Consider the following 21,440-nt stretch of genomic DNA (forward strand, 5'->3'; position numbering starts at 1 on the left):
CGAACTGGACGTCAGAGCCGGGCGCGACGCGGGTCGGTCTTGCGGTCTCGCGTCGGCCGGCTCGGCGGAGCGGTGGCGCCGGCGGGCCTCGACGGCGAAGGCCCGCTTTTGCGGAGGGCAGCGCGGATCTCCTTGGCACGGCCGGGAACCGCAGGGCGCATCGGGGTGGTGGTCATGGTGAACGGCTCGGTCTCGGCGCCGTTGACGACGAGCCGGGCGGCGACGTGGTAGACGCCGAGATGGGCGAGGTCGTGTTCGGACAGCCGCGGCGCGGTGTGGCGGGCGAGTTCGCGGGCGTCCTCGGGGGAGGCGTTGAAGAAAATCTTCGACCGGGCGTTGGTCGAGATGCCTTCCTTGAGCTCGCGGGGCAGCTGGCCGAGGTGCTGATGCGCGAGCGTCATGGCCAGCCGGAAGCCGCGGGCCTCGGCGAGCATGTCCTCGAGCGGGTAGGGCAGGTTGAGGAAGTTGTGGCACTCGTCGATGACCAAAGAGGCGTCCGGGCGTTCGCGCTGCGGCACGCGGGCACGCCCGGTGGTGGCCTGCCAGGTCCGAGCCACGACCAGGGACCCGACGAGCCGGGTCGTCTCGTCCCCGAGCGAACCTTTCGAGATCCGGACCAAGCAGATCCCGCCCTCGTCGAGCACCTCGTTCAGGTCGACCGTGGAGCGGCCGCCGGCGATGGCGTCCTTGACGAACGGGCGCAGCAGGAAGGCGCGGAGCTTGTTCATCAGCGGGGAGATGACCTGGCTGCGGCTGGACTCGGTGAGCTCGTCGTACCACTCCCAGAACCCGGCCAACACTGGGTCGGTGAGCCCCCCGGTGATCCGGGCGCGGAAGGCTTCGCTGGTCAGCAGCTTGGGCAGGTCGGCGAGGGTGGGCACGCCGTCCTGGGCGCGCAGGGTGAGGCAGGCGGCGCGCATGAGGTCGTCGGTGCGCGGTCCCCAGAACGCGGAGTAGACGCGACGGAACACCGAGACGAGGTTGTCGACCTCACGGTCGGTCTCTCCGCCTTCAAGGGGATTGAGGCAGGGCGGGCGTTGCCGGGAGTCGGCATCGAAGAGCACGACCCGATCCGCGGCCTCTCGCGGGAGCCGGGAGAGAACGTCGGTGACCAGGTCGCCCTTGGGGTCGATAAGCACGACGCCGCGGCCGGCATCCGCGTCGTCGAGAATCAGGTTCCCGAGCAGCGTCGACTTCCCGGAGCCGGTAGCGCCGAGGACGTGCAGGTGGTGGCGGGCGTCGGGCACGCGTAGCCCGATGGGGCGGGCGTGTCCGGTGTCGGCGACGCCGAGCGGCTTGACCTCCGGACCGGGTACCGCGACGCCCGGAGGCGGCGCGACGGCCTTGGCTCCGGCGCGCTCGATGCCCGGGATCTCGGCGTCGACCGGCAGGTGCGCGATCACGGCCAGCTCCGGGACGGACAGCAGGTCGCCGCGGTCGAGACGGCGAATGCCGAGCGTGCGAGATGGGTGGTGAAGTCGGACTCGGTGGAAGTGGTTGTGCTCGGTGTAGGCGGCGAAGCTCGCGGCGAGCGCGTGCGCGCGCCCGCGGGCGGTGTCCCGTGTCCGTCGGACCTCGGCCTCGGTGGCGTCGGCCGGAAGGTGGGTGGTGACGGCGTAGCGGACGACGACCTCGTACTGGGAGCCGCGCTGCTTGCCGACGATCGCCCGGTTCTGCGCGGAGTACTCCAGCGACAGCTGCGGGTCCTGGCTGATCCGCCGCGCGTCACGAGTCCGCCCGGGACGAGTTGCCGACGCGCCTGGTGTGACGAGGTCGAGCACGCGGCCGCTGAGCCGGCCCGACGCGCCGGCATGCACCCGCCGGGCGGCGCGACGCGCTCGGCTGACCCGTCGACCGGTGACCGGCCGGGCAAGAACCTGCACACTCGCGTACTCGCCGCGGCGGAGCCCGACCGGCGCGCCGAGCAAGCCGCGGATCGGGTCGGCGTCGAACCCGGTCCGGATCGGCAACGCCTCCGGCCGCGCGAGCCGCAGCTGACCGCCGACGGTGATCGCCCGCAGACCAGCCTCTGGCTCCGGCAACGGCGGGTCGGCCACGACCGCGCGGGTGTGGGCGCCGGGCCAAGCAGCTTCGACCGCCCGCTCGACCAGCCCCGGCGGGATGACACCCGGGACCCACAACCGCAGGCTGACGCCGTGCTCGGAAAACCGGTACTCCCACGCAAGGTGCGGCTGGCCGGCCAACCACCGCCGCCACCCTGGCCGCAGCAGGCCGACGAGGTTGGACCACAGCAGGACGCCACCAGCAGGATCGACGGTCGGCGGGGCGAGCACGATGACGCACCGCGCGTCAGCCAGCAGCGCGGCATGGCACCTGCCTCGCCACCAGCGTCGACCCACCGCCTGGCCCGCTACGACGATCATCAGCACCGGAAGCGCAACCGGCGTCCACCGCAACACCTCGTCGATGACGTCGGCGAGCAGCTGGTGCGTCGCGCTCCACGGATCGGTCAGGTAGTCGCCGATCCACCCCTGCTGCCAGATCAAGGTGCGACCTCCGACCTGGCTGGGCCGAGGTCGATGACGTCCTCGACTGCGGGGTCGCCGAAGTCGTAGGCGATCTCGGCGAGTTCGGCGGGATCGGTCGTGACCAGGACGTTCTCTGTCGGTGACGCGAGCGCCTGGAAGGCGACCCACTCGGTGCCGGAGCCGAGCAGGCCTTGGCCACGGTCGGCGGTGAGCAGGAACTGGCGCTGCCCTTCGGACATGTTGAAGGTGGCCGCGATCTGGTCGATCGCCTGCGGGGACTGGCGCAGCAAGACGCTGGTGGCGGCGTTGGCCACGATCGCGCGGCCGAGCTCGCCGCGCAGGAAGTCCTCGATGTCCTGGGTGGCGACCGTGAGCCCGGCCCAGTGCTTGCGGAACGTCTTCGCCATCCGGTGCAGGAACTTCGCACCCTCCGGTGACTGCATCAGCAGCCACGCCTCGTCGACGACCACCAGCCGCCGGCGCCGGTCGGCCGGGTTGGACACCCGCCGCCAGACCGCATCGAGCGTCAGCAGCGTGCCGATTGCCTTGAGCTCGTCGGGCAGGTCCCGCAGGGAAAACACGACGAGATGGCCGTCCGGGGTGGTGGTCGTGGGGCCGGAGAACAGGTCGGCGAAGGCGCCGTCGACAAACGGGTGCAGCCGAGCGGCGAGGTCCGCGGCCACGACATCGCCGGCAGCTGCGAGGACGTCGCGCAGGTCCTGCATCAACGGCGCTGGCCGAGTCCAGGTGCGCGGATCGGTGGTGATGCCGGCATTCGCGTAGGTCGTGATGAGGGCGGTGTCGAGGACAGCGCGTTCGCCGGCAGTCAGCTCGGCGCCGAGGCACACGGCCAGCACGGTGTGCAGGAACAGCGCGCGCCGGTTCAGCGCGTCCTGCGGTGCGGTGCGCCGCCCGGTCGCGGTGGTATGGATGGGCAGGTCGAAGGGGTTGAGCCGGACGCCTCCGCCGCCGAGGTGGACGTAGGCGCCGCCGACCTGGGCGGCGAGGCGGGCGTATTCGTCTTCGGGATCGATGACAAACGCTTGGATGTCCCGGTACAGGCTGCGCAGGGTCTCGAGCTTGACGAGATAAGACTTGCCGGAGCCGGACCGGCCGAGGACGACGGAGTTGTGGTTGTCGCAGGCGAAGCGGTCCCAGTGCACGAGGCCTTGGGAGCCGACGTTGTAGCCGTAGAGCACGCCGCTGGGCGAGGTCGACGTCGGATCGACGGTGGGCAGGTCCGGTGATGTGAAAGGAAACGCCGCCGACGCGGCGGCAGTGTCGAATGTCCTCTTGAGACCGAGGGAGTCCAGTCCGAGTGGCAGGGTGGTGACCCAGCCTTGCAGCGACCGGTAGGTGGCGGGTTTGGCGTCCAGCAGCAGGGACGCGCACAGCGACCGCAGGCCCGAGACCTCCTCGGCGAGCGCTTGCTCGTCGGGGGCGTGGATGGTCAGGTAGAGGCCGAATTTGAACAGCCGGCCTTCGCCGCGGGCGATCCGTCGGGACAGGTCGGCGGCGTCGTCGGCTGCGGCGTCGAGGTCCGGGTCGTCGAGCTGGTCGTGCCGGGCGTGGTGGCGGCGGGAGGACTCCAGCCGAGCTCGCTGCTTCTTCAGTCCGCTGGCGGCGGTGACCGGGTCGACGGGCTGGATGTGGACGGAGACGTCGAGGCGGGCGGGATACGTGAGCAGCGGGGCGAGCCAGCCGGGGTAGACCTCCTGCGGGTAGCCGGTGACGCCGAAGGAGGCGACCCATTCGTTGCCGACCTCGAGATGACGCGGGCCGATCGACAGCGAGTCCGGAGTGAACGCCTCCGCCGAGCCGGGATGCCGGGTGCGGGACATCTCGCTCACCTGCCTTCGAAGTCGTCGTAGAAGTCGGCGGCGGTGACGATGTCGCCGGCGCCGGCTAGCGCGGCCGAGGGCGGGAGGAAGGTGTCGGGGTTGCATGCCGCGGCGAGCACTCCGGTCGCGGTCGTGGCGTCCAGCGCGGTGACGACGATCCCGGCCGCGGTGAGCAGCTCGACCGCCTCGTTGAGCCGGCGGGCGAGGCGCTGCTCAGCTGCCTGTCGTGTCGCCCGGTCGGCCGCGGGTGCTGTAGGGCGTCGGCGGATGCGTTCCAGGGTCGAGCTGACGCTGTCAACGACGGCGGGGCGCGTGGGTTCGCGGAGAACGAGCAGCACTTGGCGGCGCAGTAAGTCGGTGTGCTGGCCGAGCTGGGCGAGGTAGTCGGCGTGGTCGAGCGCGGCGGCTTCGAGGGCGGGGTGGGGGAGTCCGCCGGCGCGGTCGCGCAGCTCGGTGATCTGCGGGGCGAGGTCGAGCCGTTCGGCCCGCACGAGGAACTGCACGGGCGCGGTCAGCGAGTGCAGGTAGCGGGCGAACGAGCTGACGAGCGCTTCCTGTTCGGCGGGCGTGCGCAGCGAGAAGTTGACCGTCGAGCACGCGGCGATCACGGCGAGACCGTCGTCGCCGAGGTCGACGACGCCGGCGTTCATCCCGTCGTCGACCCCGCGCGCGGGCAGCTCCAGCGGCGCCGGTGCCACGTCGTCCTGCTCGGACTCGGCGGCCAGCCAGGCCGGCACCGGCCCAACGCCTTCCGGGGCGGAGACCTGGCGGCGGGGGGTGCAGCGCTGACGGACCGCGGCCACCAGCAGCCGGTCGAGCGGGACACCGTCCCGGCGGCCGAGCGCGACCACCGTGACCGCGAGCCCGACGGGGACCGCGACGAGCAGGAACAGCGGCAGCGGTAGGAAGCTGCGGGTGGCGCCGTAGAGGGCGTAGAGCAGCAGGCCGGTGACGCCGAGGATCGTCAGCTGCCGCGCGGTGAGCGGGCCGAGCACGCGGTCGGGGCGGTCGACGTCGGCGGGAATGCGCACAGGACGGGACATGACCTCGCTACCTCACTTCTTCGGACGGCGTCGCCGCGGCGGCAGATTCAGCGGCAGGGGCAGCTGCTTCCCGGTGCGCTTGCGCAGTGGTGCCGGTGCTGCTGGCGATTCGGGTTTCGGCTGGCGGCGGAGACCGAGGGGGAGTGGGTACTGCCCGGACGCGAGTGACCAGTTCCCGCTGAAGGCATCGGGCGCAGGACGACGGTGGGCGCGTGCCGCACGGTTGATCTGACCGGCGGGTGTGATCAGGCCGGGCCCGGTCTGCGGTACGCGGTTGGTTCGGCCCGGGTTGCCGAGTTCGTCGGCGAGGCTGCGTCGTGCGGGCCACGGTGTTTGCGGCGGGAGGTGGATCGGCAACATGCCCGCGCTCGGCGCGATCAGCGCGTTCGGCAGCTTTGCCGGCGGCCGTGCGTTGCGGTTGATCCGCCCGTCCGGCGTCAGCAGGCCCGGCTGCCGCGGTGGTCGAGCGGTGGGTGTCGGTGCGGCGAGGTCGTCGGCGAGCGTGCGTCGCGGGGTGCGGTCGGGGTCGCGGCGCACGGTGATCGGCAACCCGAGCTGGTCGGCGGGCAGTGCGTTCGGCAGGTCCTTCAGCGGCAGCGCGCGCGGGTTGGTCCGGACCGTCGAGTCGCCGGTGCGCGCCGTAAACAACGACAGCTGACCCGGCCCGGGTACTCCGTCGAGCGCTCCGGCGCGGGCAAGTTCGTCCCACCCGCGGCGCGGGTTGAGGCGCGAGTGGGTGGAGCGTCGCAGTTTCATCGGCAGCATGAACTGCCCGGACCGCGTCGCCGGCGGATCCGGCGGCGCGCTCGGTCCGCCGACGCGAGCCCGCGAGGTGGCGCGGCTGGCTGCTGCGCCGGAGAGCAGGCCCATCGTCTTGTAGGCGATGACGCCGCGCGCGATCCGTCCGAGCAGGGAAGGGCGGCCGGAGCGCAGCGGGGCGAGGAACCAGAACGGGATTTTGATGAGCACGTACATCAGCGCGATGCACAGCAGCAGGTTCATCAGCGACGAGAGCGACGGCCCGAAGAGGGTGAACCCGCCGGGTGCGAAGAACACCCGCACGGTGACCACGAGCGTCAACGACTGACCGACCTGGATGGCGAGCACGCCGCCGGAGCCTTTCCACCAGAGGTAGGCGATGCCTTCGGTGTGGGGGAGGGCGTGGAACATCAACGCGATCGGCGCCGCGGCGACCAGCAGGATCGTCACCACCACCCGCACCACGAACACCACCAGCAGGACCAGCAGCATCGCCACCAGGCCGAGCCCGAGAATGCCGAGGAAGATGCCGCCGCCGTGCAGGGAGCCCTGCACCATCGTGATCAAGCTGCGCGTCATCTGCGCCTGATCCACGCCCTCGCCGAGCACCGCGGCCGACAACGCGTTAGCGACCTGGACGCCCTTGGTCATCAGGAACAGCGACATCGTCCCGGCGAGAAAACCCACGACGAGCCGCGGGGCGAGTTCCTTGATGGTGTAGCGGGCCTGCAGCGTCTGGTAGCTCAGGATGATCAGCCCGGCCAGCAGCACGAGGATCACGTAGGCGGTGAGCAGGATGTGCCACGAGCCGACCCACACGGCGCCGAGGCCGGGGAGCTGATCCGGCTCCGGGGTGGTGAGCAGTGTCTTGCCGAGCAGGTCCAGCAGCGGGTTCATCCCGGCGGCGACGACCGCGGCGAGCAGTGCGCTTGCGGCGACGACCATGCAGCCGGTGAGGTCGGTCAGGCCGCATTCCGCGGCGTCGCCGCCGGCGCCGTCCGGCACCCAGGCCGACGGTGGCGTGCTCGGCACGAGCGTGGACGGCTGAGGGATGCAGTTCGGGCCCTGACACGGCGAGCTGGTGGCCGGCGCACAGCCGGGATCCAACGAGCCGGGGAAGCAAGACGGCGGAGCAGGCAGCGCGGTGATCGGCGGCAGGGGCGTCGCCGGAATCGGCGGGGCCGAGCTCGTGCTCGGAAGGTGGCAGGCCGGTTCCGCAGAACCTGGCTCGCATCCCGGGTTGGGTGGCAGCGGCAACGGCGGCGGCTGTGCCGGAGCGAGCTGGACTGCGCCGGTGTGTCGTGGGCCGGCGGCGGCTGCGGACGCGACGCCGCCGAGCACGGCCACGAGTACTGCTGCCAAGGCGACGAGCCAGAACGAGCGGCGGCGACGCGACCGGACGGCGTTCTCCGGTATGACCATGCGGCGTGCGGCTTGCGTGGGCATCGTCTACGCCCCGCCGACGATCGTCTTGAGGATCTCGACGACGAGCGGTGCGAGGGCGGCGAGACCGAACCCGATCCCGGCGGCCTTGAACGCGCCCTTGGCCTTTTCGATCTCGCCGGGGTCGTTGGACGCCATCAGGTAGCGGAGACCGCCGATGGTTAGGAAGACGAGCGCGACGCCGGCGAGGATGCCCATGATCCACGAGCGGATGTTCGACAGGACCTGATCAACGGACTGGGCGAGCGCGACGTACTGCACGGTCTCCGCGTGCGCCGCGGAACCACCGAGCATCAGCGCGGCTATGGCCAGCGTGCAGCCGAGCACGATGACGGGGCGACGAGACGATCGCGCCGGAGAGATCGGAGCTATCGGCACAGAATCGAGCTGGCGGCAGCTCGTCGTGTGAGCTGAAACTCGGACTGTCGCGTGGTGGTTGTGCCGGTTCGGTGGCTGGCGGGTGGGTGTGCGGTGGCCGGGGCGGTGGGTGATCAGTCGCATGAGGACGCCTCCTGAACGGCGCCCGGTTCCGACGTGGACCGGGATAGGCGAGGGCGGGCGGGCACTCGCGTCCCGCGGTCACCAACTCCGGATTTCGGCGGCCGGGGAGACACCGGACGCCGCGTCTTCTCCGGCTCGCGGGCGACAGTGCGCCGCCTCTTCGGGCGCGTTGCCGTGTCGCTCTCGCTCAGGTATTCGGCGAGCTTGCGTTCGGCGCGGTGCCGGGCCTGCTGCGTCGCCTTGTATGTCTGGCCTCGGGCCTGCGCCGCCTCGGCCAGCGACATCTCGCCGAACCTCGTGTCACCGATCAGCGCGGCTTCGGCGGCGGCCAGGACACCGGCGTCGACGGCGGCGAGCAGCACGAAATCGGGGTGTCCGCCGGCGTGCTCCGGCCCGGGCGCACGAGCGCCGAGGTCGGCGACCGGGGCCGCGGCGCCGAGCGCCTCCCGCAGAGCGCGGTGGCCGGCGCGGTAGGCGGCCCAGCGCAGCCGCACGAGGATCGCGGGCCGGGTGAGGTCGACGTCGAGGAGTGCTTCGAGGAAGCCGGTCAGCACCGCGGCGTGGACGTCGTGGACCTCGCCGCGGAACCGGTTGGTCAGCTTCGCCGCGACCGGCAGCAGCACCGGCAACGCGAGCCCGACGCACGCGACAGTCCACGTGCCGCCCTCAGCACGCGACCGCGTCACAAGTGCCGTCCACACCGCGTCCCGCGTCTGCTGTGGACATCCCTTCGCGACGGTCAGCCGGCCGACTTCGTCCAGCGGCACCCGCCGCGGCGGCAGCCCGCGGACCTGGTGGCCGTCGAGAGCGACCGGATGCGGTCCGGTGACCAGCCAGGCGAACGCGGTGCGGGCGGTATCGAACACGCCGGGCTCGCCACGCGGACGCGTCGTCGGACTGGTTGTGGGGTGTTTCGGTGACGAGGGCTGGTCCATGGCGGCACTCCTGAGCGAGCGGAAGCTGACGTCGCCAGGAAGCCCGCCGGGGCGCCTCAAAACCGCTTCAAGCCCAGGTCAGAGACGTGACAAAGCCGCCTCAAAGCCGTTTCACACCTGCACCCTGACCTCGAAATCGCAGGCGCGACCTGCTAGCTGACCAGCTCGGAATCCGCCACCGAGGTTCGGCCCCCGGAAGAAAACACGGATCCGGCGTGACGGTGTCTCTTGGCCACCTCGTTGCCGGAGTTAGCCAGCGACCGCGCAGAAGCCACCCGACTCGATCGGTCGGTGGCCCGCCCCGGAGGTTCCGCTCGTGACTCGACGCCCGCCGTCTTCGACCAACCGGCCGTCCAATCGAGACGACTCGACCCGCCCGCAACGCCCTCGATCCGTCAACGGCACCCCGTACCCGGGCGCTCCGGATCCCGTCGACTCGAGCGCGCGCACTCGCCGGGCCCCGAAGCGAGCGGCCACCAGCCGCGAGCTGGCGCCGATTCCGCCGACGGTGTGGACAGCCGGGCCCGACCCGATCGACCCGACAGCCGCCTGGCCGGTGCAGATCATCGAAACCATCACGACCAGCTTTTCGGCGCCCGGCGCTCGGGTCCTGCTCGCACCATGGCCGACCGCTGAGGAGGCCGCGAGCCGCGCCACCGGCGCCGGCGAACTGGACGCGGCGCTCGACGCCGTGCACACGCTCGGCCGCCACCCCGCGATCACGAAGCTCGAACCGCTGACCGCGAACGAGGTGCCCATCAGCGGCGAGGCGACGTCGGCTTGGTTGTCGGCCGACGAGCGAGTCGACTTGATCATCACGTCGCTGCCGACGGACCGCGGAACCGACAGCTCGACGGAGACGCTGGCGATCACGGCCAGCCGGGCGCTCGCCTTCGGCGGCATTCTCGCGGTCTACACCCACAGCGACTGGTCAAGCGGCCGCCTCACCGACCCGTCAGGCCCGATGATCACTGCAGCGCAAAACGCCGACCTGCTCTACCTCCAGCACATCGTCACCCTCCACACCCCCATCCAGAACGGCCGCCTGCAACCACCCACCGCGACAGACGGGACCGCCCTCGCACCCGGCGGCCGAGAACTCGCCGCACCGATGACGCACGCGCGAGTGCACGGCGACGTCCTCGTCTTCGCCCAAGCCCACGCCGACCCCGCGCAGCCGGAAGACCTCCGATGACCAGCCGACCGAAAGGCACGGGCACTGCCATGACCACCACCCAGCCGAACACGCCACCGTCAAGGGCCGACGAGCCGACCATGCCGCTGTCCCGCGCGTACATCGACGCCCTCGACACCACCCCGCCCGCCGACGAGCCGACGAACTTCGGTGAGCTGCCGGTGTCGGTGTGGGCGACCGCGCAGACCTCGCCGGCCGCGCAGCGCAGGGACCGGTACGTGCCGGAGTCGACCGCGCACCCGGCAAAGATGCTGCCCGCCGTCGCCGCGCACGCCATCGAGCACTACACGAAGCCGGGGGAGGTGGTGCTGGACCCGATGTGCGGGATCGGCACCACGCTGGTCGAGGCGATCGACCTCGGCCGCCGAGCGGTCGGCGTCGAGTACGAGCCGCACTGGGCCGACATCGCCCGCGCGAACCTCCGCCTCGCGCGCAACCGTAGCCATGATCACGACGGCAAGGTCGTCCGCGGCGACGCCCGCCAGCTCGAGAGCCTGCTGCCGGCCGAGTACGTCGGCCACGTTGCGCTGGTCGTCACCTCGCCGCCGTATGGCCCGTCGGTGCACGGCCTCGTCAACACGAACCGGGAGTCCGGCGTCAACAAGGTCAGCAAGCGCCACTACCGCTACGGCAGTGCACTCGACCGCGGCAACCTCGCCAACATCGGCCACCACCGCCTGCTGGCCGGCTTCACCCGCATCCTCACCGCCTGCGCCCGCGTCCTCCGCCCCGGCGGCCACGTCGCGATCACGGTCCGGCCGTGGCGCGAACACGCCGAACTGATCGACCTGCCCTCGCAGGTCATGGCGTGCGGCGCCGCGGCCGGCCTGGTCCCGGTCGAGCGGTGCGTCGCCCTGCTCGCCCGCGTGGCCGACACCGAGTTGGTCGCGCGCGGCAGCTTCTTCCAGCGCGACTTCATCCGCAAACAGCGTGAGACCGGACTGCCGCTGCACCTGATCGCACATGAAGACGTCATAACTATGCGGCTTCAGTGAAGGGTCAGGCCAGCGCCGACCAGAAACCTCGCCGTTCGAACCCTATGCCGCTGAAAGTCAGGCAACTGATCGACCAACTCGATGCGCAAGCCGACTATGCAAGCGCATCAGCACGTGCATTAGCTCGTGAAGGTAAGAGATATCCGTCACACTCTTCGGTGACAGGCTGCTGTCTATCCGTGTTGCTACCCTACGTAGCGTTACCTTGAGATTTGATTACTGAGCGGAAGCTTAGCTTCATTCGCTCACGTGAATGCAACGAGCTGAGATGGATGGTGGGAGGTTATCCCAGTTCAGAGGGCCTTCTTCGCAATAGGCCCTCGAACCTTCGCGCAAAGTCTGCGGCGGCACTTGCCTTGAGGTGAGTCGCGGGGTGAACCAGCGCGCAACACTTTGGAGCGTGGCGCTGTGCACAGTCTGTCGGTGTGCCCCTGTAGGGTGCTTGTTTAGCGGATCTCCCGAAGGGCAACTTTCGGTCCTCGCGCGTCACGGCAGGCCTTCTGCTGTGACGCAGGCCTTGCCGGGTCGAGGCTGGCTGTGGCCGGAGGGGGATGCGCGACCTTTGAGTCGATGTGTCCGTCTGGCGCTGAAGCTCTGAGGGTTGAACCGGAGGTTAGCGCGATCCGTCGTCGCCTGATGCACCGTAACAAACGCGGAGCGTTGGGGTGGTCTTGCAACAGTGAGGCCCTGACGTGGATAGTCAGGGCCTCACGGTGTTGCAAAGCTTGACTCGCTGATTCAACGCTCGTGGTCCGTGCGTCGGTGCATGTCAAGTCGCTTCAAGTTGAAAACGAGGATTCCGTCGTGGCGTACGTGCCGGTGCGTCACGACGGATTTCTTGTGTCCAACGCTCGATACCGGCAAGTATCGTAAGTCGAACACCGTCGCCAGTGCGAATCGACGAGTCGATCTTCACCGTGTCGGTGGCGGCTGGCTGATGGGCGCAATCATGCGCCATCGAGAAGCTCCAGGGTAAGTGACTTGCGTCACGTTATGACAAAGTGATCCATGACTCTAAGTGTGTAAACATGTACTTTGAGTGAAATTGTCCAGTAGTTGTCATCTATATCGTCGCGTTTCCTGCTGCTAAGCGGGCTGTCGGCACTTCGGCGGGCGGGGCTAGATTGCTTGCGTGTTTGGCGCTGACCGGGCTTGTGCGCGGAAGCGTCAACAGACTATTGACGTAGCATGTCAATGAAATGTTGACGTTCAGACGGGTTGCTCATGAGATATTCGACGACTGAGCTGCAGGAGCTTGCAGCGCGGGCAAGTGGCTTGGCTCGCCGTATCGGTGCGCGCCGCTTCGCAATGCGTCCCGGCAAGTTAACTCAGTTGCTCAACCAAGTTGGCGACCCTGGTGTACCGCAGGCTGGCCGAGTGGGCGTGGATGAGGTCGGTGATGCCCTGAAGCTGCTGCCCTTGGCTCAATATCAACTGGAACAGATTGAACTTCGCCTGATCGCAGAAGCTCGTGATCGGAAGATGAGCTGGGCAGAGATCGCGGAACACCTCTCCATGCGCAGTCGGCAAGCTGCGGAGCAGCGATACCTCCGGCTGAAGGCAGCTCACAGCACCTCAGATGGTGGTCGCGATGTCGTGCCGGCTCGTGCACAGAGGCGGCGGCGCAATGAGCTACTTGAACTCGTGGAGGCGAGGCGGACGACGTTCCTCCGTCTGGCGAGGCTGTTACCCGCTGCCATTGAGGAAGATCTCTACGCGACGGCGACTGGCCCGACTCCAAAGAACGCTGGCCCAACTTGGGACCGTCTTCCGGTCGACGAGCGCGCCACGCAGCGTGACCAGCTCATGGGTCAGCTTGCGCCGCACCTTCGGACGCTTCGAGCTTCCATTGCAGAGGAGGCCGCAGAGCCGCTTGACCTGTTCCTTGCTCTCGGATATCTGATCGTGCAGTTAGATCGAAATGGCTATCAGTTCGAGAATCTCCCGTCTGAACTCGCGGCGTCGCTCGACGAAGTCAGGAGCGTCATGGCGAGGTTTGGCTCACGCGCCTTCACCGTTGCGCCAGCTGCGCCAGCTGCGCCAGCTGCGCCAGCTGCGGATCGCCGGTACTGAGGAGTCTATCTGCTGGTCGAGCTGCTCATGGCGAGCAGTGTGCGAGCGCGAGGTCATAAGTGGGAGGCCGCGCTTCACGTGCCTTTCGACGCGTCTCCTCGGTCTCGCGCGTGGCTGGCGACTGGGCGCGTCGTTCAGTATGACAAAGCCCTCGGGGGGCCGTCGTCTGAACGGCGCCCCGAGGGCCTTCATCTCACTGTTGCCAGCTGGTTGTCATCGTTGTCAGAGCTACCTGGGGATGAGAACTTGCTGTGTCTCGTCGCCTTTGCGCAGGAGAAGGTCCATGCCTTCGTCCACGACCTTTTGATGGACCAAGAACCCCAAGCTGACTAGCCGTCGGAGCGCTTCGGTGATCGTCAGGTTCTCTGAGTCCACCATGTGCTGCAGGGCCTCGGCAGTCGCAGGACCGATGTTCACCGTAAGGCGCGTGACGGACCTAGCGTCGGTGGCTAGCTTGGTCCGAGCCTTTCGTGGAGGATTCGCAGCTTGTGTTTGCTGAGTCGAATCGGCCATGCAGAACTCCCGTGGTCGCAGTCTTACGCTGGCGAGTGCCGCCGCCAGACGCCTGTCTAACTTCTGGGATGTAGACGGCTGTAACCATCGACATCCCAAGGTTGAGCCGGACGCGCGCGGTTGCCGCCACCCACGTCCGATCGCCAGGTCAGCAGTTGCCGCTGCTAGCACCTGGCGGTCTCGGTGTCAACCTTACCCTGTTGGCTGCGTCAGTATGACACGCCGGTGTATGCAAGTCACCACACTTCCGCACAGTTGCTGTAGGGGAGTCGTGCTATAGGCGGGCCGTGTTACACCTGGATGCGACAGATGTGCGCATCCGAGCCGCCCTCCCGCTAGGAGCGTCCGAAGGTCGGAGTATCCTCGCGTCTCAAAGCTTGGGCACCCGGCCCGAGCCTGACGCCTGAGGGGCTCACGGATGGCGTACCACGGTGGAGAGCAGGACACGGAGCCGGCAAAGCAGCCGGAGCAGCCACCCATCGTCGCCATGCGGTCTGAGTTCGAGACGCCCGCTGACGCCGCGGCGAACCGAGATTTGCCCAAGAACCCTCTCGTGGTTCGTTCGGCTCACCTCGCCCCCTCGCCCGCTTCGTGTGGGCACGCCGATGAGTTGGAACGCGCGCACAAGGAGATGGACAGGCTGCGGGATCAGAACCGCCGGCTGCACGAGAAGTACGAATCAGTGCGGGCTGAGCGGGACAGCGCCGAGCAGTTCATCGAGGACCTCCGAGGCGCCGTCATCGAGGCGCTCGCGAAGGCACGGGAAGTCTCGCAACGAAAGCTCCAGGGAGTTGAACTTCGAGTCATGATGTCGGAGCTTCCCGCGTTGCCCGCCCGGACGTCCGACAACCCGCCGTTCGACAAGCAGAGTGGTCAGCGTGGCAACTAATGAGGAGGCGGCAGCTCAAGCCGCCGTATCAGCAGATGGGGAGACGCAGGCCCGCGCCGACGAAGCGGAGCGAGCTCTTGTCGCGTACGACGCCGAAAACGACGTCCCTGTCGATGCTCAGGGCGGGGGAGCTGGCCTACAGGTCGTCCAGGTCAAGCCGGACGACCAGCTTCGCAAGCTGCTCGTCTACCTGTTGTTTGGTCTGATTGCGCTCTCCCTGGCCGTAGTTTGTCTCGGTCTCGCGTTTCACTGGTTTGACTCGGAGTTCGGAAAGACGATTATTCAGGTGATCATTGGTCCCGTCGTCGGAGCGCTGACTGCGGTGATCGGGTACCTGTTCGGAGAGCGCAAGCGCGACAGTCGGTGACGGTGAGCCCGTGACGCAAACAGGCTGTCCTCTGCGGTGCGTTCTGGTGACAGCGAGGTTGCACCGATGCGTCTGCGCGCTCCAAATCGGAGGCGGCCTCGGGCTCAATGGTGCGACGGCTGAGGTCAAGGCCGGTGTGAACGACCTGCGGGCATCATCCCTGCGGTGGGCAGCGAGGCTTGGACGTAGCACGCTTCCAGCCGGCCGGAGTCGTACGCCAGCGTTCGTCACAGACAACGTGCCTGGTCGAAGCGTTGAGGCGCCGCTCCCGGCGGATACGTCTTTCAGGGGACGTAACACGGCCGCGCGATCGCCGACTATGAGAAGACCTGGTCGTTTACGTCCCTGCGGGAGCAGCTGTGTCGCGACGCGAAATCGAACTCATCGTCAGCGGATGGGAAGGTGACCTCGCCGAGATCGCTGACGCGGGAGACCGGCTCTGCGAAGAGCTGGACCTGCTTGACTTTGACCGCCTCGACCGGCCGGAAATCCCGAGTAAGCCTGGCACCCGCTCCGGTGCGGCGGCAGCGGCAGGAACGTTGGTCGGGCTGATGTCGTCACCGCTAGTGATGCGAGCCGTCGTCGACGTCGTCAAGAGCTGGCTCGAGCGACAGAAACGCGGATCGGTCACGATCAAATGCGGCGACGACAGTATCGAGCTCACGGCCGCTACCCGTGCGCAGCAAGACGCGCTCGTGGAGGCATTTCTGGACCGTCACGCTGGTAGCTGATATGGCTCGCCGCTGCCTGATCGTCGCAAACCAGCGCTATCAAGACCCGGCGTTCGCCGAGCTTCCGGGCGCGGCCGAGGACGCGGACGCACTGGAGAGGCTGCTGACACAACCGGCAATCGGCGGCTTCGAGGTTGAGGTGGTGCTCGATGGTGGTGGCGTTGCTGTTCGCCGTGCGATCGAGCTGTTCTTTCAGCGGGCTGAGCGCGCAGACGTGCTGTGGCTGCACATCTCCTGCCACGGCATGAAGAACCGTGACAACCGCTTATTCCTCGTCACTGCCGACACAGAGCGCGACTTGCTCGCCTCGACCGGCATCGACTGCACGTTCATCAACGACCAGGTCGACAGCTGTCGGTCCGCTCAAATCGTGGTGTCCCTGGACTGCTGTTATAGCGGTGCGTACAGCCGGGGCATGCGGACCCGTTCGACCGATAACTTGGTGGATGTTGCCGAAGCGTTCGGCGGCAAGGGCCGCGTTGTGATCACCGCATCCAATGCCCTGCAGTTCAGCCACGAGTCGATCGCAACCAGCCGCGACACCGCCAAGCCGTCGATCTTCACGCAAGCGATCGTCAAAGGCCTGGCCACCGGCGACGCCGACGTCGACCTGGACGGTCTGGTCAGTGTCGACGACCTGTATGACTACGTGTACCGCGAAGTGTGCGCGCAGTTACCGAATCAGACACCGACCCGCAGCGTTTCCAGCGCCGAAGGGACGATTCTGCTGGCCCGCAACGTCCGCGTTGGTGCCTCGTGGCTTCCCACCGAAGTGGTCAGAGCAAGCCGGAGCCGGCAGGTGTGGCAGCGCCGCGGCGTCGTGGACGAGCTGGATAACCTGCTTGATAGCGATGACATCGAGGTGCGCGGCGCGGCCGTGGAGCTGCTGGCGACGTTGGCAGCCGATCACGACTCGACTGTGGCCGACCGAGCGCGCGTGATGTGGTCCGCTCGTGGCCTCGGCAAACTTCGAGCACCCATAGCACCGAAGAACTGGCCGCCCGACCACCGCGCCGCCGCCGTCGGTGGCCCGCCGGCATCCAGTCCGGTCGACGAGTGGCCGAAAAGCTCTCTGCCGGTCGGCATCGACTTCGGCACCACCACCTCGTCTGTCGCTGTCTACGTCCGTGGAAAACATCGATTGCTGCCGAACGAATTCGGCAATCTGACCACGCCCAGCGTTGCCGCACTGAGTTCAGGTGGCGAGTGGCTGGTGGGCGAACGAGCCCGGAACCAAGCTGTCACCAACGCGCTACAGACTTTTTTCGGAATCAGGAACAAGCTCGGATCGGATTGGGTCACTGCGATCGGCGGTCGCCGGCTGACCGCTGACGACATCGCGGCTGTGATCCTTGGGCACCTCAAGCGCGATGCCGAACGAGCGATTCAAGGTCGCATCCACGACGTTGTCATGACGGTGCCCACCTATTTCGGGTTGTCCGAGCGTCGTGCGCTCGTCAATGCGGCACAGAAAGCCGGCCTGGCGGTACAGCGCCTCGTGACCGAGCCGATCGCTGCAGCGATGACGCTGCAGCGGAACGAGAGCGACTCCCAGCAAACGATTTTGATAGTCGATCTCGGGGGCGGGACCTTGGACGTTGCACTCGTCGAGGTCGGCTTTGGCGCCAGCTCGGCGGGGCCAGACGACCAGTGGGTCGCGGAAGTGCGAGCGGTGAGGGGCCGGAGACTCGGCGGCGACGACTGGGACGCCCACATGGTGAACTTCCTGCTTACCCGGCTACGGGAAACTCACGACATCGATCTGCGAAGTGACCCAACGGCGATGCGGTGGCTTCGCGATACCGCCGAACGAGTGAGGATCGAACTGTCCGATCTCACAGAGACAACAGTCAGTCTTCCCTACCTGGGGGCCGGCGTGGCAGTGACCGAGACGATCTCACGGGTCGAGTTCGACCGCATGACAGCTGACCTGGTCGACCAGGTCACACGGCCGATCAACGCTGTCGTGCGTGACGCCGGCATCAGCATTGGCGATATCGAGGAGACCCTGCTCCTCGGCGGCGCCGGGCGGATGCCCGCGATCAGCGCGTGCATCTCCGGGCTGACCGGTCGCACGCCGCGGCTAGGTCTCTTTCCCAATGGTGTCGCCCACGGCGCAGCATCCCAAGCGGCCATCTTGCACGGTCGCAACCACAATAGTTTGCTCTTGGATGCCATCCCGTGGTCGGTCGGCATCGAAACGAATGGCGGGGTATATAGATTAATTGAGCGCAACACCACAGTGCCGACGAAAAGGATGGAAGTCTTCACCACGGTCGAAGATAGTCAGACTGCTGTCCAATTGCGGATTTTTCAGGGCGAACTTGACGTCGCTGCCAGCAACCGTCAACTAGGCACTATCATGCTGGCCGGCCTCCGGCCTGCCCGCCGAGGTGCCCTCCGCATCGAAGTCGCAATTGAGGTTCATGTCGACATGTCCGTGGAAGTGCGCGCAGTTGACCGCGACACTGGTACCGCTCAGCGGCTGATGATGGACGCGGACGCAGTGCGATTGATAGCACCACCTATTCGGCACGCCGCCGTGGCACACGTTCCCTCTCCTAAACCATCTGTCAAGCGATGACCCGGGGCGTATGGAGCCGGAGGCGGCCGTGACCAGCGGCGGTGAGCACGATCCGTGGGATGCCCTGGACGCGTTGTGGACTAGGGGAATGTTAAAGCCATTCGATGGGAATGTGGATGCCACTGCGTTCTACGGCCGATGCCCCACGGAGGACAACCAGTCACGTAGCCCTATCGGGTCATGTCCGGACAGGCGCGCTAAGCGCAGTTAGTCGTCGAGTGCAGCTAGTGAAAGCTCGTCCGTAGGTATACAACGGACAGGTTGAAGGATGAAGCTTCTGCCTTGGAACGGTTCGACCTTTCCTTCGATTGTCAGTGGGCGTACTTGGGCGTGCCACTGTAGTGCGTTCATGTAGATATTGACTGGCACGCGGGCGGTTACATCGGCAGCTTTGCCATTTCGTACAGTTGAAATTGTAATGTCACCAAACTCCTCTTCTTGGCGGTGGTGTAAGCCAACAATTACGCCCGAAAAAACCCTGGACGGTTCGATTTTGATCGTTTTGAGTAGATTTGCGGCCCACTGTACGAGTTCGACTCCCTCTGCTGGTATGGTGACAGCGGTAGGGATTGTGCTCGGCGCTCTTACGGATGGCGCCCATTTGAAGACGGTCTCTAGTTCGCTAATAGACGGCTGCACAAGAATGTTGCTGATTGCGTTGCAGAGTTGGCGACTAACGCCCAGTTCGACCGCTGCGTGGAGGCTTCTAGCTGTAGGTTGGACTCCTGGATCTACAATTACCGATGACACGGCGTCAAGAGCCTGAGCAAGAGTTCTCATCGTTCGTCGCTCGAACGGTTCGGGAGCACTTCTGTGTATCTCGACGAGCGAAGACTGTTCTGCTGGTGCGGGCGATTGTACTCGTGAGAGCGGTACGATAATGGGAATGATGAAGGACCCGCGCTTGGTGTGGGCCATGCGCGCTGCTGATGTGAAGTTTCGAGCAAATGGTCCGTAGCTATTTCTTAGGTCACCGCGCGGGCGGGTTGAAGTCGCGGCGGCGCTCTTTAGTAGCGACTTTGCCGATGACGTGACTGAAATGGCGGCGTCTAGGCTGATCGTGTCCGCAATGCTGGAATCGATTTGGGATCGAAAGTCGGCGACATCCATTCTTCGAAATCGAATCTCCTCTGACATGCGGGAGATATTGATGCGGTTCGCGACGGCAAGCCTCTCGATAACGCCCTTCACGAGATCTCGATCGTTATCGCTGGGTACTGCCAGGTAGCGTTCGCCTTTAGACCACAGCTCGCCAGACGTGCCGCTTGATATCGGGGCCCAACCCTCATCATGCATGTACTCAATGAGATCTTCTCTGTCTGGAAATGCGACGGTCTCTGTCATGCCGACAAACCCTCGCTGGAATCAACAAATCGGGCGAGTAATTCACGTCGCCATATCAGCAGAGTCTCCCAGCTAAGTCTGTTCTCTTTGGGAACGTGAAGCCTGGTGGTTTCGGCGATATTGTCAACTCGAACCCAGAATGCGGCGGACTGATGGCTTGTCCCGCTTGACTCCTGGGTAACCCACTCCGGACGCAGATCGGGGTCGAGAATTACTAGAACGAAGTAGACGGGAACCTTGCTGCGATTCCATTTATCTCGCCATATTGGCTCAATATGCCAACTGGCTGAATTGCCTCCGATTTTGAATCCGCCAGTGCATTTAACTTGTACGCTGACGGTTCCTTCGGGGAACTTGACGTCGGCGTCCACGGCGAAGACATCCTCGTCGGGGGAAGTCTCGTTAAAGCCAACGCCAGCTTGACTGCAGATCGACCGGAGGTACGCCAGTCCGTAGCGAGCCTTAGCGGTCGTGTCACCAAAGAAGGCGATGCTTTCAACTAGCGTCAGCCGTGCGTCCGACGGAGTCATCCATACTCTCCCGATCTGGCATAGTTCGAAGCTTGTCGAACTTGGCTCTATGGGATCAAGGGCGCGCCGCCGGGCGGCGCGCCGGTCGGCTGGCGTAGCTGCTCCCGTTGGCGACCACGCCCGTGCCCGGCACGGCCGGCTCCGCTCCGCTCTGCCGACCGGCCGTGCGGCGTGGCGGCCTTCGGTGCAGCTGTGCAGCGCCGCCCGCCGACGGCGCGTCTGAGCCATTCAGCCAACGTCGAGCCTCCCTCGTCGATGAGTCGTACAACCCGGGTCGTCGTCAGAGGTCACCGCGTTACGCCCGTTCGGCGGTAAGCACCATCCCGAAGCTTGATCGTGACAACGGCCGGTGGCGTCGGGTCAAGGCTGGAAAGCGTGCCTTGACCCGACGCCGCCGGCCGCGTGTTGGCTTCGTATCGGGATGTCGGAGGAGGTGTGGGCGGTGAGGTCAGGGGTCCTGGCCGGTCAACTGTCGCGCGGCGTCCTGGTGGAGCGACACCAACTCGGGCAATGCGACGACCGCGCGCGACACCGTCGAGAGGTCGTGGCCCTCCTGGCTCCAAGGCGGCGGAAAGGTGTGAATGCCCTGGTTGGCCGTGACTGCGCCGACCTCGTTCTCCCAGCCGGGCCAGCGCAGATTCTCGTAGAACCTGTCGAGCGATCCGGCGAGCACCGCGTGCAGCCAGTCGGCGTAGCCCTGCTCCAGGTCTTGCCATTCGAGGAGGTCCGGCCCGAAGTAGTGGATGGTCGGCCGGCCCGCAGGGTTGACAGCCCAGACGTACACGCCGCCCAGCACGTCGTAGGCGACTGGCAACGTGCCGGAGCCTGGTTCGGCGCGATCCAAGATGTCGGGTAGCGCCTCAGTGCCACTGCCGAGCACCCGCAACCAGCCGTGGTCCACCAGCAGCCCGCCCGTGTGGCCGACGACGGCACCCAACCACGAGGTAGTCGTGATACCCAGCTCGCGCAGGCAGCGGGCAGCGCGTTCGCTGTCCGAGTCGAGCACGACTAGTGGGTACGGTGCTGCCGCGACTACTGCGGACACTTCGTCCCATGCCGATGTCGTCACGTCGAAGAGCCTGTCAGACGGCGGTACGGTGGACGTGCGCGAGTGGGTGGCTCGATCGCCGAGACGGCATGATCACCTCCCGGTTTTCCCCGGGAAACGACGAGAACCAGCGACCGACCATGATCGGCTGGCGCGGACG

General features: G+C 66.7%; 16 protein-coding genes. 7 read left to right on the forward strand and 9 right to left on the reverse strand.

The features are described 5' to 3' along the window. Positions 1-11 precede the first annotated feature (11 nt). The 6 genes from ACIQWX_RS45460 to ACIQWX_RS45485 form a co-directional block, all read right to left on the reverse strand. Entirely contained in the window at positions 12-2,507 is a 2,496-nt protein-coding gene (locus tag ACIQWX_RS45460) for a type IV secretory system conjugative DNA transfer family protein (protein ID WP_400885162.1), read from the reverse strand. After that, on the reverse strand, positions 2,504-4,330 hold the full coding sequence (locus tag ACIQWX_RS45465) for a VirB4 family type IV secretion system protein (protein ID WP_400885165.1): 1,827 nt from the start codon (positions 4,328-4,330) through the stop codon (positions 2,504-2,506). The genes ACIQWX_RS45460 and ACIQWX_RS45465 overlap by 4 nt, the downstream gene beginning before the upstream one ends. 5 nt (positions 4,331-4,335) lie before the next feature. Next, positions 4,336-5,373, reverse strand: a complete 1,038-nt coding sequence (locus ACIQWX_RS45470) for a PrgI family protein (RefSeq protein WP_400885167.1) — start codon at positions 5,371-5,373, stop codon at positions 4,336-4,338. A gap of 12 nt (positions 5,374-5,385) precedes the next feature. Then, positions 5,386-7,137 (reverse strand): hypothetical protein, encoded by a 1,752-nt coding sequence (locus ACIQWX_RS45475; protein WP_400885170.1) that lies wholly within the window; start codon positions 7,135-7,137, stop codon positions 5,386-5,388. Between the two features lie 444 nt (positions 7,138-7,581). After that, positions 7,582-7,869, reverse strand: coding sequence for a pilin (locus tag ACIQWX_RS45480; protein WP_400885356.1), 288 nt, complete (start codon positions 7,867-7,869; stop codon positions 7,582-7,584). A 197-nt stretch (positions 7,870-8,066) separates the two neighbouring features. After that, positions 8,067-8,942 carry a sigma-70 family RNA polymerase sigma factor gene (locus ACIQWX_RS45485; protein WP_400885171.1) on the reverse strand — a complete coding sequence of 292 codons (876 nt, stop codon included), beginning with the start codon at positions 8,940-8,942 and terminating at the stop codon, positions 8,067-8,069. A 385-nt stretch (positions 8,943-9,327) separates the two neighbouring features. Here ACIQWX_RS45485 and ACIQWX_RS45490 point away from each other — a divergent pair, with 385 nt between their 5' ends. The 7 genes from ACIQWX_RS45490 (at position 9,328) to ACIQWX_RS45520 (ending at position 18,358) form a co-directional block, all read left to right on the forward strand. Continuing rightward, a complete protein-coding gene (locus ACIQWX_RS45490; RefSeq protein WP_400885174.1) occupies positions 9,328-10,206 on the forward strand; it encodes a hypothetical protein in 879 nt (292 codons plus the stop codon). 29 nt (positions 10,207-10,235) lie between these two features. Further along, positions 10,236-11,201, forward strand: a complete 966-nt coding sequence (locus tag ACIQWX_RS45495) for a TRM11 family SAM-dependent methyltransferase (RefSeq protein ID WP_400885176.1) — start codon at positions 10,236-10,238, stop codon at positions 11,199-11,201. A 1,377-nt stretch (positions 11,202-12,578) separates the two neighbouring features. Continuing rightward, a complete protein-coding gene (locus ACIQWX_RS45500) occupies positions 12,579-13,274 on the forward strand; it encodes a hypothetical protein (protein WP_400885178.1) in 696 nt (231 codons plus the stop codon). Between the two features lie 931 nt (positions 13,275-14,205). Next, a complete protein-coding gene (locus tag ACIQWX_RS45505; protein WP_400885180.1) occupies positions 14,206-14,676 on the forward strand; it encodes a hypothetical protein in 471 nt (156 codons plus the stop codon). After that, the gene (locus ACIQWX_RS45510; RefSeq protein ID WP_400885183.1) at positions 14,666-15,043 is read left to right on the forward strand and encodes a hypothetical protein; all 378 of its coding nucleotides are present in this window, start codon (positions 14,666-14,668) and stop codon (positions 15,041-15,043) included. The genes ACIQWX_RS45505 and ACIQWX_RS45510 overlap by 11 nt, the downstream gene beginning before the upstream one ends. Before the next feature lie 359 nt (positions 15,044-15,402). Beyond that, the gene (locus tag ACIQWX_RS45515; RefSeq protein WP_400885186.1) at positions 15,403-15,774 is read left to right on the forward strand and encodes a hypothetical protein; all 372 of its coding nucleotides are present in this window, start codon (positions 15,403-15,405) and stop codon (positions 15,772-15,774) included. Next, positions 15,719-18,358, forward strand: a complete 2,640-nt coding sequence (locus tag ACIQWX_RS45520; RefSeq protein WP_400885188.1) for an Hsp70 family protein — start codon at positions 15,719-15,721, stop codon at positions 18,356-18,358. The genes ACIQWX_RS45515 and ACIQWX_RS45520 overlap by 56 nt, the downstream gene beginning before the upstream one ends. A gap of 207 nt (positions 18,359-18,565) precedes the next feature. Here the strand turns inward: ACIQWX_RS45520 and ACIQWX_RS45525 are convergent, their stop codons facing one another. From ACIQWX_RS45525 to ACIQWX_RS45535, 3 genes are all read right to left on the reverse strand, one after another. Beyond that, positions 18,566-19,702, reverse strand: coding sequence for a hypothetical protein (locus ACIQWX_RS45525; RefSeq protein WP_400885191.1), 1,137 nt, complete (start codon positions 19,700-19,702; stop codon positions 18,566-18,568). Next, complete coding sequence (locus tag ACIQWX_RS45530; protein ID WP_400885192.1) at positions 19,699-20,232, reverse strand: DUF4365 domain-containing protein; 534 nt, start codon at positions 20,230-20,232, stop codon at positions 19,699-19,701. The genes ACIQWX_RS45525 and ACIQWX_RS45530 overlap by 4 nt, the downstream gene beginning before the upstream one ends. Before the next feature lie 448 nt (positions 20,233-20,680). Next, complete coding sequence (locus tag ACIQWX_RS45535; protein ID WP_400885195.1) at positions 20,681-21,301, reverse strand: DUF2625 family protein; 621 nt, start codon at positions 21,299-21,301, stop codon at positions 20,681-20,683. Positions 21,302-21,440: the final 139 nt, after the last annotated feature.

The organism is Amycolatopsis sp. NPDC098790 (assembly GCF_044759945.1).
Lineage (GTDB): Bacteria > Actinomycetota > Actinomycetes > Mycobacteriales > Pseudonocardiaceae > Amycolatopsis.

Coding starts and splice junctions, on each gene's coding strand:
- ACIQWX_RS45465 (WP_400885165.1), bottom strand. CDS start 4,330: ATGTCCCGCACCCGGCATCCCGGCTCGGCGGAGGCGTTCACTCCGGAC.
- ACIQWX_RS45470 (WP_400885167.1), bottom strand. CDS start 5,373: ATGTCCCGTCCTGTGCGCATTCCCGCCGACGTCGACCGCCCCGACCGC.
- ACIQWX_RS45505 (WP_400885180.1), top strand. CDS start 14,206: ATGGCGTACCACGGTGGAGAGCAGGACACGGAGCCGGCAAAGCAGCCG.
- ACIQWX_RS45530 (WP_400885192.1), bottom strand. CDS start 20,232: ATGACTCCGTCGGACGCACGGCTGACGCTAGTTGAAAGCATCGCCTTC.
- ACIQWX_RS45525 (WP_400885191.1), bottom strand. CDS start 19,702: ATGACAGAGACCGTCGCATTTCCAGACAGAGAAGATCTCATTGAGTAC.
- ACIQWX_RS45480 (WP_400885356.1), bottom strand. CDS start 7,869: ATGCTCGGTGGTTCCGCGGCGCACGCGGAGACCGTGCAGTACGTCGCG.
- ACIQWX_RS45495 (WP_400885176.1), top strand. CDS start 10,236: ATGACCACCACCCAGCCGAACACGCCACCGTCAAGGGCCGACGAGCCG.